The organism is Pseudomonas sp. KH_046_1 (assembly GCF_057839025.1).
Genome location: NZ_CM174481.1, coordinates 4,659,266 through 4,672,251, shown reverse-complemented (window position 1 = coordinate 4,672,251; position 12,986 = coordinate 4,659,266). Strand labels below are relative to the sequence as shown.

At 53.3% G+C, this 12,986-nt stretch carries 11 protein-coding genes; 8 read left to right on the top strand and 3 right to left on the bottom strand.

Annotated features, from left to right (window positions below; genetic code table 11):
• The first annotated feature begins 131 nt into the window (after positions 1-131).
• The 6 genes from AC3IT9_RS21345 to AC3IT9_RS21320 all read left to right on the top strand — a co-directional run bounded on the left by AC3IT9_RS21345 (position 132) and on the right by AC3IT9_RS21320 (position 8,130).
• Positions 132-2,126: a polysaccharide biosynthesis protein gene (locus AC3IT9_RS21345; protein WP_150726255.1), complete on the top strand. Its 1,995-nt coding sequence runs from the start codon at positions 132-134 to the stop codon at positions 2,124-2,126.
• A gap of 230 nt (positions 2,127-2,356) precedes the next feature.
• Positions 2,357-3,610 (top strand): glycosyltransferase family 4 protein, encoded by a 1,254-nt coding sequence (locus tag AC3IT9_RS21340; protein ID WP_489270965.1) that lies wholly within the window; start codon positions 2,357-2,359, stop codon positions 3,608-3,610.
• Positions 3,610-4,569, top strand: coding sequence for a UDP-glucose 4-epimerase family protein (locus tag AC3IT9_RS21335; RefSeq protein WP_489270964.1), 960 nt, complete (start codon positions 3,610-3,612; stop codon positions 4,567-4,569). The genes AC3IT9_RS21340 and AC3IT9_RS21335 overlap by 1 nt, the downstream gene beginning before the upstream one ends.
• 2 nt (positions 4,570-4,571) lie before the next feature.
• A complete protein-coding gene (locus tag AC3IT9_RS21330; RefSeq protein ID WP_489270963.1) occupies positions 4,572-5,603 on the top strand; it encodes an MraY family glycosyltransferase in 1,032 nt (343 codons plus the stop codon).
• A 90-nt stretch (positions 5,604-5,693) separates the two neighbouring features.
• Positions 5,694-7,688: a polysaccharide biosynthesis protein gene (locus tag AC3IT9_RS21325; protein ID WP_489270962.1), complete on the top strand. Its 1,995-nt coding sequence runs from the start codon at positions 5,694-5,696 to the stop codon at positions 7,686-7,688.
• Positions 7,689-7,800: 112 nt separating this feature from the next.
• Positions 7,801-8,130: a ComEA family DNA-binding protein gene (locus AC3IT9_RS21320; RefSeq protein ID WP_150726256.1), complete on the top strand. Its 330-nt coding sequence runs from the start codon at positions 7,801-7,803 to the stop codon at positions 8,128-8,130.
• 90 nt (positions 8,131-8,220) lie between these two features.
• Here the strand turns inward: AC3IT9_RS21320 and AC3IT9_RS21315 are convergent, their stop codons facing one another.
• Positions 8,221-9,495, bottom strand: coding sequence for a Wzz/FepE/Etk N-terminal domain-containing protein (locus AC3IT9_RS21315; RefSeq protein ID WP_489270961.1), 1,275 nt, complete (start codon positions 9,493-9,495; stop codon positions 8,221-8,223).
• A 396-nt stretch (positions 9,496-9,891) separates the two neighbouring features.
• Between AC3IT9_RS21315 and AC3IT9_RS21310 the strand changes: the two genes are divergently transcribed.
• Both AC3IT9_RS21310 and fabF read left to right on the top strand, forming a co-directional pair.
• Positions 9,892-10,686, top strand: coding sequence for an SDR family NAD(P)-dependent oxidoreductase (locus AC3IT9_RS21310; protein WP_150726258.1), 795 nt, complete (start codon positions 9,892-9,894; stop codon positions 10,684-10,686).
• A gap of 30 nt (positions 10,687-10,716) precedes the next feature.
• Positions 10,717-11,991 (top strand): beta-ketoacyl-ACP synthase II, encoded by a 1,275-nt coding sequence (fabF, locus tag AC3IT9_RS21305; protein WP_489270960.1) that lies wholly within the window; start codon positions 10,717-10,719, stop codon positions 11,989-11,991.
• Here fabF and AC3IT9_RS21300 read toward each other — a convergent pair.
• Positions 11,988-12,545, bottom strand: a complete 558-nt coding sequence (locus AC3IT9_RS21300) for a TetR/AcrR family transcriptional regulator (RefSeq protein WP_489270959.1) — start codon at positions 12,543-12,545, stop codon at positions 11,988-11,990. The genes fabF and AC3IT9_RS21300 overlap by 4 nt on opposite strands.
• Before the next feature lie 166 nt (positions 12,546-12,711).
• Positions 12,712-12,879 (bottom strand): DUF2897 family protein, encoded by a 168-nt coding sequence (locus tag AC3IT9_RS21295; RefSeq protein WP_079246726.1) that lies wholly within the window; start codon positions 12,877-12,879, stop codon positions 12,712-12,714.
• Positions 12,880-12,986 lie beyond the last annotated feature (107 nt).

The following is a 12,986-nucleotide window of genomic DNA, read 5'->3' as shown; positions in this document are numbered from 1 at the left end:
TAGCTCCCTTATGGCGCAACCGGTTTCAATGTTTTGAACCAGATAAGTTATTTCAAAGTTACGAGAGCGTCGCAGACGTACACTCGTCAGCATGATCAATAGGTGAGCGGTTCGAGGTGTAAGACGGGGTTATGGATAAATTGCGCAAACTGTTGCTTGAGCTGCCACGCCGTCAAAAACGGCTCATTCAGGTTGTGGCCGATGTCGTTCTTGTGTGGGTAGCCTTATGGATGGCGTTTATTGTGCGTCTGGGACCAGACGAGATGGTCAACCCGTTTATTCAGCACATCTGGTTATTTATTAGCGCTCCTGTGATTGCTATTCCGCTTTTCATTCGCTTTGGCATGTATCGCGCAGTCATGCGCTACTTCGGCAACGATGCGTTGATTGCGATCATCAAGGCGGTCAGCTTGTCGTCGCTGATTCTTGTCGTAGTTGTTTATTGGTACAGCAATCACCAAAACGTCGTTCCACGCTCAATCATTTTCAACTACTGGTGGTTGAGTCTGATCATGATCGGCGGGCTTCGCCTGGGCATGCGTCAGTACTTCTTGGGCGACTGGTTCAGTGCGGCTCAGCATGTCCCGTTTACCAATCGGGACGATGGCTTGCCGAAAGTTGCCATTTACGGTGCGGGCTCAGCCGGTAACCAGTTGGTCGCTGCCTTGCGGATGGGGCGCCTCATGCGCCCGGTGGCGTTTATCGATGACGATAGCGGGATTGCCGACAGGGTTATTTCCGGTTTGCAGGTCTATAAACCCAAGCATATCCAGCAGATGATCGATAACACCGGGGCCCAGGAAGTCCTGCTGGCCATCCCTTCGTCAAACCGTGGGCGGCGGCGTGAAATTCTTGGTTATCTCGAAGGTTTCCCGCTTCACGTTCGAAGCGTTCCCGGTTTCATGGACCTGGCCAGCGGTCGGGTAAAGGTCGACGACATCCAGGAAGTGGATATCGCTGACCTCTTGGGTCGGGATGCGGTTCCGGCCCAGGGCGACCTGCTTGAACATTGCATCAAGGGACAGTCTGTTCTTGTCACCGGGGCCGGTGGCTCCATCGGTTCAGAGTTATGCCGACAGATTCTTGCCCTGCATCCAACTACGTTGCTGTTGTTCGAGCACAGTGAATTCAATCTCTACAGCATCTTGTCCGAACTTGAACAGCGGATTGCTCGTGAGTCTTTGTCCGTCCGTCTATTGCCGATTCTCGGTTCCGTGCGCAATCCGGAGAAGTTGCTCGACGTGATGAAAACGTGGCGTGTAGACACTGTCTACCATGCCGCCGCGTATAAACACGTGCCGATGGTTGAGCACAACATTGCTGAAGGCGTGCTGAACAACGTGGTGGGTACGCTCAATACGGCCGAGGCTGCCTTGAAGGCAGGTGTTGCCAACTTCGTCCTGATCTCGACAGACAAGGCCGTGCGCCCGACCAATGTTATGGGCAGCACCAAGCGGCTGGCCGAGTTGATGCTGCAGGCGCTCAGTCGAGAACTTGCCCCCGTATTATTCGGTGACGACACCAACGTTTCGCGGGTAAACAAGACGCGCTTCACCATGGTACGTTTTGGCAATGTTCTGGGGTCTTCTGGTTCGGTCATTCCGTTGTTTCACAAACAGATCAAGTCGGGCGGGCCATTGACGGTTACCCATCCGAAGATCACTCGTTACTTCATGACCATCCCTGAAGCGGCGCAGCTGGTGATTCAGGCGGGCTCCATGGGGCAGGGCGGTGATGTTTTTGTCCTGGACATGGGCGAGCCCGTGAGGATCGTCGAGCTGGCCGAAAAGATGATCCATTTGTCCGGCCTGAGCGTCCGCTCGGAAAAAAACCTGAATGGTGACATCGCTATCGAATTCACCGGGCTGCGTCCGGGCGAGAAGCTCTACGAAGAGCTGCTGATCGGTGACAACGTGGCGGCCACTCAGCACCCGATGATCATGACGGCCAACGAGGATCACCTGTCCTGGGATTTGCTGAAGGTCAAGTTGACCGAGTTGCTCGCTGCGGTGGATCAGGACGACTATGCGCGCGTCCGCCAGCTGTTGCGCGACACGGTCAGCGGCTATGCCCCAGACGGAGAGATTGTCGACTGGATCTACCAGCAGCGCCGCCTCGAACCCTGATTGTTTCACATTCCGAAACAGACATTTTTTTGACAGGCTCCACACATCGTCTAATTTGGGGGGTAGCTTGGGAAAAACTGCTTTCTCAAATCGTTGTCATGGAGCTCCGACTATGCGTAATGGCTAAGGTACGCTGAGTACCGAATGCCGAATATTGCCGATAAAGTAATTGGGATTGTTTGCAATAGCTTGATTGTATAAACGGATAAATGCTGAGTTGAGCTGCAGGAATGGATGAAAATAAATTAAAGATCCTGATAGTTACACAGTATTTTTGGCCGGAGAATATGCGTATCAATGACCTGGTTCGTGCCTTCTCGGAAAATGGTCATGAGGTCAGTGTGTTGACCGGATGGCCAAATTACCCTGAGGGTTCGGTTTATTCGGAGTTTAGTGCCAGTCCTGAGCGTTTCAAAAGCTACTTCGGCGCGCGCATAGTTAGAGTTCCATTAGTTTCGCGTGGAAAACGCAGTGTCAGCCTCATTTTCAATTACGTTTCTTTTTTTCTCAGCGCTTCCACACTCGGCGTTTTCAAGCTTCGAAATGAAAAATTTGATGCAGTTTTCGTATACGCAGTTTCCCCTATTATGGCTGCGATTCCCGCAGTTGTGTTAGGACGGATAAAAAAGGTCCCGGTATTTGTCTGGGTCCTTGATCTTTGGCCGGAAACTCTGAGGGCTGTAGGGGTACTCCGTCAGCCTGCCTTGTTGGCTTTGGTCGGGCGCGTGGTCAGTGCGATCTACAATCGTGCTGATTATTTGCTTTTACAATCCAAAGGTTTTGCCGACAACGTAAAACAATATTGCACCAAGGAAATCACCCCAGAGCGTTTGATTTATTTCCCAAGTTGGGCTGAGGATGACTTTTCGGCCTCCACTCCTCCCACTTCAAATTTGCTAGAGCGAGATGACTCGGTCTTCACCATTGTTTTTGCAGGAAATTTAGGTGAAGCGCAGGATTTCCCCGCGATCCTGGAGGCCGCAGAAGCATTGAAGGACAAAGTGGCAGTGCGTTGGGTGATCGTGGGAGATGGACGTATGAGCAAATGGTTGCATGAACAAGTCACGACAAGAAACTTGAGCAACGTATTGCTGCTGGGACGACACCCTCTGAGCGAGATGCCAGGGGTGTTTGCTTGTGCCGATGCGTTGCTGGTTTCATTGAAAACCAATGATGTATTCGAGAAAACGATTCCCGGGAAGGTCCAGGCGTATATGGCTTCGAGCAAGCCGATCCTGGGCATGATCAATGGGGAGGCTGCACGGGTAATCGAAGAGTCAGGCGGGGGATTTTCCTGCCCCTCAGGTGATATCCAGGGGCTTGTGCGGATTACTCTTCAGTTGGCCACCACATCCCCTGCTCAACGTGAAATTATGGGGCGTGCAGGTCGGTCCTACTATTTGAGCCACTTTTCCAAACCTGCACTTATGGGGCGTCTGGAAGAGTTGTTTCGCGTTGCTACTTTGCGAAGGACCACCCAATAATGTCGAAGACCGTATTTTTAACCGGTGCAACAGGGTTTGTTGGTGGCGCGACGCTAAAGTGTCTGGTCGCAGGAAACTACACTGTCATTGCCGCGCTGCGTAATGGGTCGCAATTACTTCAGAGTAAAGTCTCGACGATCCACGTTGACAGTATCGATGGTGCTACATCCTGGGAAAACGGTCTCACCGGCGTAGACGTTGTCATACATGCCGCAGCTCGCGTTCATGTGATGAATGATACCGAAACCGATCCCTTGGCGGCATTCAGGCGAGTCAATGTTGAAGGTACAGTGAATCTCGCGCGCCAGGCTGCGTCTGCAGGCGTCCGACGCTTCGTATTCATCAGTTCCATCAAGGTGAACGGCGAAAGTACCGATTTGGGTATCAGGTATTCTCCCGAGGACACGCCAGCCCCGGCAGATCCCTATGGGATATCCAAGATGGAAGCCGAAGAGCGGTTGCGTGAATTGGCCGTGGAGACCGGGATGGAGGTCGTGATCATAAGGCCAGTGTTGGTTTACGGCCCCGGGGTCAAGGCTAACTTTCAAAGCATGATGCGATGGCTCGATAAAGGTATTCCCCTGCCATTTGGAGCGATTCACAACAGCCGCAGTCTCGTAGCATTGGACAATCTGGTGGATTTGATTGTTACCTGTATCAGTCATCCGGCGGCCGCTAATCAGACCTTTCTGGTCAGTGATGGTGAGGATCTTTCCACCACTCAATTGCTGCGCAAGATAGCGCTTGCCCTTGGGCGTACGGCTCGGCTTGTACCAATACCTGCCGGTGTCCTGCGCGGCGTCGCCACATTGCTCGGAAGGAAAGCCCTGTCAAACCGGTTATGCGGATCCTTGCAGGTAGACATCAGCAAAACTCGCTCATTGCTGGGGTGGACACCTCCGGTCTCGGCAGATGACGCACTGAAGGCTACCGCACAACATTTTCAAGAAAGTAAATAACAATGATCTATTGGTGGTTAATTCCTGCAGTGGCGAGTGTTTCCTTAATATTGACAGCTGTATTACGTCGTTATGCACTGGCGCGAAGTATTGTCGACGTCCCCAATGCTCGAAGTTCTCATTCAGTACCCACTCCCAGGGGCGGCGGTGTCGCGATCGTCGTCGCATTTTTGTTGGCGCTGCCATTTCTGGCATGGGCGCAGTTGGCAACCATGCCACTGTTGATCGCTATCGGGGGGGCAGGTGGCCTGATCGCAATTATCGGCTTCATAGATGATCATGGTCATATAGCAGCACGTTGGCGCTTGTTAGGCCATTTCTGTGCGGCCGCCTGGGTCTTGTTCTGCCTGGGAGGTCTACCTCCGATTACCTTGTTTGGATTGGCTGTGGATCTTGGTTGGCTGGGATGCATCCTGGCAGCGGTCTATCTTGTCTGGATGCTCAATCTTTACAATTTCATGGACGGAATCGATGGTATAGCCAGTGTTGAAGCGATTTCGGCGTGCCTGGGTGCTTGTCTGCTTTATTGGCTGAATGGATTCGAAAGCCAGATGTGGGTTCCTGGACTGTTGGCGATGGCGGTTGGAGGATTTCTGTTCTGGAATTTTCCCCCTGCACGCATCTTCATGGGAGACGCTGGAAGCGGATTCATCGGCATGGTGCTCGGTGTCATCACGATTCAGGCTGCCTGGATAGCACCGCAGTTGCTCTGGGCCTGGCTGATCCTGTTGGGGGTGTTTGTTGTAGACGCAACCTTTACCTTGATTCGTCGTCTGGTTCGCGGTGACAAAGTTTATGAAGCTCATCGTAGTCACGCCTATCAGTTTGCATCACGCCGGTATCGCAAGCATTTGCCAGTCACTCTTGCTGTCGGAGCAATCAATGTCGGCTGGTTGCTACCCGTTGCGGTTTGCGTGACTTCCTTTGGAGTAGATGGTGTGCTGGGGCTGATAATCGCCTACCTCCCTCTCGTGATTCTGGCGATCAAGTTTCATGCGGGTGAAGTCGAAAAAAACCAGGCCCTCAATAGCTGATTTATGATTATTTGAGTTAACGAGTGCGTCTGGAGATGTACACTGACCGAGCAAGGTCATGGGGAGTGGTTCGAGGTGTACGACGGGGTTATGGATAAATTGCGCAAACTGTTGCTTGAGCTGTCACGCCGTCAAAAACGGCTCATTCAGGTTACGGCCGACGTCGTTCTCGTGTGGGCAGCGTTGTGGTTGGCTTTTCTGGTTCGCCTCGGCATTGATGATATGGTCAATCCACTGATCGTCCATACCTGGCTTTTTTTGAGTGCCCCGGTAGTTGCAATCCCGTTGTTCATCCGATTTGGCATGTATCGCGCAGTCATGCGCTACTTCGGCAACGATGCGTTGATTGCGATCATCAAAGCGGTCAGCTTGTCGTCGCTGATTCTTGGCGTAGTTGTTTATTGGTATAGCAATCACCAAAACGTCGTTCCACGCTCAATCATTTTCAACTACTGGTGGTTGAGTCTGATCATGATCGGCGGGCTTCGCCTGGGCATGCGTCAGTACTTCTTGGGCGACTGGTTCAGTGCGGCTCAGCATGTCCCGTTTACCAATCGGGACGATGGCTTGCCGAAAGTTGCCATTTACGGTGCGGGCTCAGCCGGTAACCAGTTGGTCGCTGCCTTGCGGATGGGGCGCCTCATGCGCCCGGTGGCGTTTATCGATGACGATAGCGGGATTGCCGACAGGGTTATTTCCGGTTTGCAGGTCTATAAACCCAAGCATATCCAGCAGATGATCGATAACACCGGGGCCCAGGAAGTCCTGCTGGCCATCCCTTCGTCAAACCGTGGGCGGCGGCGTGAAATTCTTGGTTATCTCGAAGGTTTCCCGCTTCACGTTCGAAGCGTTCCCGGTTTCATGGACCTGGCCAGCGGTCGGGTAAAGGTCGACGACATCCAGGAAGTGGATATCGCTGACCTCTTGGGCCGGGATGCGGTTCCGGCCCAGGGCGACCTGCTTGAACATTGCATCAAGGGACAGTCTGTTCTTGTCACCGGGGCCGGTGGCTCCATCGGTTCAGAGTTATGCCGACAGATTCTTGCCCTGCATCCAACTACGTTGCTGTTGTTCGAGCACAGTGAATTCAATCTCTACAGCATCTTGTCCGAACTTGAACAGCGGATTGCTCGTGAGTCTTTGTCCGTCCGTCTATTGCCGATTCTCGGTTCCGTGCGCAATCCGGAGAAGTTGTTCGACGTGATGAAAACGTGGCGGGTAGACACTGTCTACCATGCCGCCGCGTATAAACACGTGCCGATGGTTGAGCACAACATTGCTGAAGGCGTGCTGAACAACGTGGTGGGTACGCTCAATACGGCCGAGGCTGCCTTGAAGTCAGGTGTTGCCAACTTCGTCCTGATCTCGACAGACAAGGCCGTGCGCCCGACCAATGTTATGGGCAGCACCAAGCGGCTGGCCGAGTTGATGCTGCAGGCGCTCAGTCGAGAACTTGCCCCCGTATTATTCGGTGACGACACCAACGTTTCGCGGGTAAACAAGACGCGCTTCACCATGGTACGTTTTGGCAATGTTCTGGGGTCTTCTGGTTCGGTCATTCCGTTGTTTCACAAACAGATCAAGTCGGGCGGGCCATTGACGGTTACCCATCCGAAGATCACTCGTTACTTCATGACCATCCCTGAAGCGGCGCAGCTGGTGATTCAGGCGGGCTCCATGGGGCAGGGCGGTGATGTTTTTGTCCTGGACATGGGCGAGCCCGTGAGGATCGTCGAGCTGGCCGAGAAGATGATCCATTTGTCCGGCCTGAGCGTCCGCTCGGAAAAAAACCTGAATGGTGACATCGCTATCGAATTCACCGGGCTGCGTCCGGGCGAGAAGCTCTACGAAGAGCTGCTGATCGGTGACAACGTGGCGGCCACTCAGCACCCGATGATCATGACGGCCAACGAGGATCACCTGTCCTGGGATTTGCTGAAGGTCAAGTTGACCGAGTTGCTCGCTGCGGTGGATCAGGACGACTATGCGCGCGTCCGCCAGCTGTTGCGCGACACGGTCAGCGGCTATGCCCCAGACGGAGAGATTGTCGACTGGATCTACCAGCAGCGCCGCCTCGAACCCTGATTGTTTCATATTCTGAAACGTACACATTTTTGACAGTCCCATGACATAGCCTAAGTTTAGAGAGCAGCTTAGGAAAAGCTTCTTCTTTCAATTCATGTCATGGAGCATCATCATGCGTAAAGGTTACTTCTACTCTTTGGTTTTTGCCCTTTTGAGCGGCGCTTCTGTTGCAGCTATTGCTGCTCCGGAAGCTAAAGCTGTTGAGTCTTCCGTGGTCACGGAAACTGCTACTAGAGCGAAGGCCTATAAAGTTGATCTCAATGGTGCAGATGCACCAACACTTCAACGTGAGCTGGCCGGTGTTGGGGAGGCGAAGGCCAAGGCAATTGTTGCGTACCGTGACAATAATGGGCCGTTTGCGTCAGTGGATGAACTCCTTGAGGTCAAGGGGATTGGTAAGGCAATTCTGGAAAGTAACCGAGACAAGATTGAAGTGAATTAATCGCGAGAGTCAGAAAAAAGGCCGATCATTGATCGGCCTTTTTATTGGAGCGGGAAATAAGCTTGCAGCTTTTAGCCTGCAGTGCGTTTGTCAGTCGGTTTTTTTAGGCAGCATGATTGTCCGGGCAGCAGCGAGCATTGTTCCGAGCATCAGTCCGAATATCAAACCTAAGCCAACGATTAACGCTTTCTTCGGTTTGATAGGGCCTTGCGGGGGGGACGCCGGTCTGTCGATATTAACCAGATTAAATTGTTCAAAATTGACATGCAGGTTTTTCAGGTGTGTCAGCTCTTCCCGGATCTCGCCTAAGCCTTTTAAGAACAGTTCTTCGTTATTACGCTGTTTAAGCAGGGCAACTTTTCGGTTATTGGCGAGGAGGCTGAGCTCTTTCTGGATTTCATCAACGCGAGGTTCAGTAAAGTCATCAGAGTTTCGGGAGATGAGTGTTGTGCGCTCTGCTTCAAGTGCCGACTGACCCATAAAATAAAGAGGTATTTGTTGGTTGCTTACTTCTGTACGAATCATGTTGCCTTGCCTTGTCTGTCCAGCCTCTCCAAGGGCAGATGGGGTGGTAGGCGCAACAATTCCCAGCTTTTTGGCAATCGATATAGCCTCATCCAACTGTTTCACACGATTTTGTCGACGAGTTTGCAATTGTTGCCGTAGGGCTTTGAGTTCGTCTTGTAGAGTTTCTTTTTTTAACTGATCCTTTTCAAGGAGTTCTGCAATTTCCGAGTCTTTGTTGGCTTCGTATGCAGCTTTCTTGGATAACAGCTTTCTTTCTGTTTGCGCGATCCGGTTCTCAACAAGAGTTTTAAAGTCCGCTTCGACCTTCTCTTTTTCGCGCTTGACTACAAAGTCGGTAAAGTTGTTAACAATAGCCACCCCATTCACGCCAGATGGATACTCTACGCTAAATCGAATTGCCTCTGAAAGATTAGAGGTTTTTTTAGGATCGATTTGCTCAATCGTAAACGCATTAGTATTGAAACGTTCGAGTGTCTCTTCGATTGACTCGCCGTCGGTTTGTATGGAGGCGAGTAAATCCGGATTGGTCTGGAAGAAACTTAAACGTTCGGTATAAGAACCCATGGACGAACCAATACGTCTTAAGGCTTGCTCTGGTTGAATCTTATAAAGACCGGATTCGTTTAACATATCCAAATCTGCAGTCGCTGCAGGCCTGATTTCGTTCTGAACTTTATATTGAGGTTGCGCCGTTAATACATAAGTTATTGCGGCTGCTGTGGAAAGCCCGGTGAAGAGTAGAATAATCCTTCTTTGGTTCCATAAGTCGCGAAGAAATTCTGTAATATCGATTTCATGACGCTCACTGTCAGGACGTATTTTTGTAGGGAAGTTCATGAAACCCTCAAGTCACAAAAAGTCAGCTGGCGTTGAGAAATGCTCTATCGGTCTTCGCTGACTGTGTTGGTGAAAAATATTTAGAAATATTTTGCATTCTCCCGTATCTACATTCTGGCGGCAAGCTGTTGACAAGTTAAACTGCTATTTATGCAGTCTATTCCTACTCGGCGGAGCCGGCAGAATCCATGGAGGGCAGCGGCCAGGTCTTTGATGCGCTGCTGTAAGCGTTCGAATTACCGTTGTGCTGAAGGAAGGGACAGGAAGGGGCCATATTTTTTGGCTTGTCCGCTTGTCCGCTTGTCCGCGCACTAAAATTATGTGTGTAATAAAACCTTTGAATTATGCTTATAATAAAAACCTTGTTCTCATCCTCGTGTCCCCAGGAGCATAGTCATGAATACTACTCAGTTCCAAGGTACAGCCCTCGTCACTGGAGCTTCATCCGGCATTGGGGCGATCTACGCCAAGCGTTTGGCTGCGCGTGGTTTTAATTTGCTGCTGGTTGCTCGCGATCAGGATCGCCTAGAAACCGCCGCCAGCAAGCTGCGCGCCGAGCATGGTGTTCAGGTGGAAGTGCTCAAGGCCGATTTGACCCAAAGCGAGGACGTTCTGAAGCTCGAACAACGGTTACGCAGCGATTCAAGTATCAGCCTCTTGCTCAATAACGCGGGTGTGGCTGCGGATGGACTATTGGCTAATGCCAATCTGGATCAACTGGAACGCTTGATTCAGTTGAACGTCACAACCGTCACGCGGCTTGCCTCAGCAGCAGCCGCAAGCTTTGCCAAGGCGGGGCGAGGAACGATCATTAATATTGCTTCAGTTGTCGCGCTGTTCCCTGAGCGTTTCAATGCGACGTACAGTGCCAGCAAGGCATATGTTCTGAGCTTGACTCAGTCTTTGAACGCCGAACTGGAGGGCACTGGCGTCAAGGTTCAAGCCGTTCTGCCAGGCGTCACACGTACCGAAATCTGGGAACGCTCTGGTATCGATGCTTCGCAGATTCCGGCCGAGATGGTCATGGAAGCGGGCGAGATGGTCGACGCGGCACTGTCGGGTCTGGATCAGGGCGAGTTGGTCACCATTCCTTCGCTGCCGGATGCCGCCGACTGGGATGCCTTTGTTGCGGCACGCCATGTGATGGCGCCCAATCTTTCCAAAAGCAAAGCCGCTGCGCGTTACAAATGAAACGCCCCTAATCGACTGAGGTATTGCGGTATGAGTGATCGTCGTGTGGTTGTAACGGGCATGGGCCTGGTGTCACCGCTGGGGAGCGGTGTCGAAGCAGTCTGGGCGCGGCTGTTGGCCGGACGCTCCGGGCTGCGTAATTTACCGCAAGAGGTGGTTGCCGATCTGCCGGCCAAGGTTGGCGGCGCAGTGCCTGCGCTGGCTGACGATCCGGAGGCGGGGTTCGATCCGGACCGGGCGACCCCGCCCAAGGAACAGAAAAAGATGGACCGCTTCATCCTGTTCGCCATGGAAGCGGCGCGTCAGGCACTGGAGCAAGCCGGCTGGCAAGCATTGGACGCCAATGCCCAGGAGCGCACGGCCACTATCATCGGTTCAGGTGTGGGTGGATTCGGCGCGATTGCCGACGCGGTGCGCACAACCGATAGCCGTGGTCCGAAACGTTTGTCTCCATTCACTATCCCTTCATTTCTGGTCAACCTCGCGGCAGGTCATGTGTCGATCCAGCATGGCTTCAAGGGGCCATTGGGCGCGCCGGTCACGGCATGCGCCGCCGGGGTTCAGGCGATTGGCGACGCAGCGCGGTTGATTCGTGCGGGTGAGGCGGACATCGCAGTTTGCGGCGGCGCGGAAGCGGCGATCGATCGGGTCAGCCTGGCCGGGTTTGCCGCTGCTCGCGCCTTGTCCAGCGCTTACAACGAAACGCCTGAGCGCGCTTCGCGACCTTTCGACAGTGGTCGCGATGGATTTGTCATGGGAGAAGGGGCCGGGCTGCTGGTCATCGAGTCTCTGGATCATGCGCTGGCCCGGGGTGCCCACCCGCTGGCGGAGCTGGTCGGCTACGGCACCAGCGCCGATGCCTATCACCTGACCGCCGGCCCCGAAGACGGCAGCGGTGCGCGGCGAGCGATGTCGTTGGCATTGGCGCAGGCAGGTGTTTCACCGGCTCAGGTTCAGCATCTGAATGCTCATGCAACCTCTACTCCAGTGGGGGATCTGGGTGAGCTGGCGGCGATCAAGGCGTTGTTCGGTGCACAAAACGGCATCGCCGTGACATCGACCAAGTCGGCGACCGGGCATTTGCTCGGTGCAGCGGGTGGACTCGAAGCGATCTTTACGCTGCTGGCGATCCGTGACCAGATCGTGCCGGCGACCCTCAATTTCGAGAACCCGGACCCTGCCACTGAAGGTGTCGACATCGTTCATGGCAACGCGCGGCCGATGGCCATCGAATACGCGTTGTCCAACGGCTTCGGATTTGGCGGGGTCAATGCCAGTGTGCTGTTCAAGCGTTGGCAGGGTTAATCCTGCGAGTGCTTGAGGTGATCGCGTGCGACGTCGAGAATCCGTTGGGCAAACTCGGCGTCGGCGACGCTGCGCGATAACAGCAAGGCGCCGACCAGCGTAGACATGATGACGATGCTGCGTTCGTCGGTGCGCTCTCCGTCAAGGGTGTGCTGGATCTGATCGAGTCGCGCCTGGAGTACGACGTCGCTGGTCGGACTCGGTTGACCACGCAGCCCCAGTTCCGAAGAAATAGTCAGCAGCGGGCAGCCTTCCTGAGGTGAAGTTTGATGCCATTCGGACAGATAAGCGTCGATGAAGGCTTCGAGTGGCTGTTCCCTGGCGAAGATTTGTGCGCACAACTCGTCGACTTGTACGCCAGCCTCTTGCAAGGCTTTCTCTACCAGTTCGTCTTTGGACTTGAAGTGCGAGTAAAAGCCACCGTGGGTCAAACCCAGTGCCTTCATCAGAGGTTGCAGTCCGGTCGCGCCGATACCGTCGCGTCGAAATCGCGCTGAAGCTTCCTTGATTATGCGTTGGTGGGTCTGGGCTTTATGGTCCTGCGAGTAACGCATCTGATATCTCCGCATCAATGCGGCCATATTAACCAATGAAAATTGCATGGTGACTGTACTTCTACTTCTAAAAAACATGCAGATGCTTCGATATGGGTGCAAAGCGGCGTGATTTCAGGAGATTTCACGCAAAAACAAACCCCGCCGTTCAAGGCGGGGTTTTCAGTCAGCGGTCCTGCGCTTCCTTGGCGTCCATTTCCGCATTGCGTTCGGCGACGCGCTTGCGTTGCTCTTCGGTCAGTTCGACCTTGTTGGCGGTGTCGCGCAGCATCATCAGACCACCAACGATCGAGCCAATGGCAACGACCAGAATCAACCAGGCATACCAGGGCATAGGACTCTCCTTGAAAGCAGGCGGGTTGGCGAGGGCTCGCCAACCGATCGTGCATACCACTTTGAGTGATGGGGTTTCATCGCAGTTCCATCGCTATCACCCCCATT

What these genes read in the sequence shown, in the direction of transcription:
- AC3IT9_RS21320 (WP_150726256.1), top strand. Translation starts at nt 7,801, where the DNA reads ATGCGTAAAGGTTACTTCTACTCTTTGGTTTTTGCCCTTTTGAGCGGC.
- AC3IT9_RS21325 (WP_489270962.1), top strand. Translation starts at nt 5,694, where the DNA reads ATGGATAAATTGCGCAAACTGTTGCTTGAGCTGTCACGCCGTCAAAAA.
- fabF (WP_489270960.1), top strand. Translation starts at nt 10,717, where the DNA reads ATGAGTGATCGTCGTGTGGTTGTAACGGGCATGGGCCTGGTGTCACCG.
- AC3IT9_RS21310 (WP_150726258.1), top strand. Translation starts at nt 9,892, where the DNA reads ATGAATACTACTCAGTTCCAAGGTACAGCCCTCGTCACTGGAGCTTCA.
- AC3IT9_RS21340 (WP_489270965.1), top strand. Translation starts at nt 2,357, where the DNA reads ATGGATGAAAATAAATTAAAGATCCTGATAGTTACACAGTATTTTTGG.
- AC3IT9_RS21335 (WP_489270964.1), top strand. Translation starts at nt 3,610, where the DNA reads ATGTCGAAGACCGTATTTTTAACCGGTGCAACAGGGTTTGTTGGTGGC.
- AC3IT9_RS21345 (WP_150726255.1), top strand. Translation starts at nt 132, where the DNA reads ATGGATAAATTGCGCAAACTGTTGCTTGAGCTGCCACGCCGTCAAAAA.
- AC3IT9_RS21295 (WP_079246726.1), bottom strand. Translation starts at nt 12,879, where the DNA reads ATGCCCTGGTATGCCTGGTTGATTCTGGTCGTTGCCATTGGCTCGATC.
- AC3IT9_RS21330 (WP_489270963.1), top strand. Translation starts at nt 4,572, where the DNA reads ATGATCTATTGGTGGTTAATTCCTGCAGTGGCGAGTGTTTCCTTAATA.
- AC3IT9_RS21300 (WP_489270959.1), bottom strand. Translation starts at nt 12,545, where the DNA reads ATGCGTTACTCGCAGGACCATAAAGCCCAGACCCACCAACGCATAATC.
- AC3IT9_RS21315 (WP_489270961.1), bottom strand. Translation starts at nt 9,495, where the DNA reads ATGAACTTCCCTACAAAAATACGTCCTGACAGTGAGCGTCATGAAATC.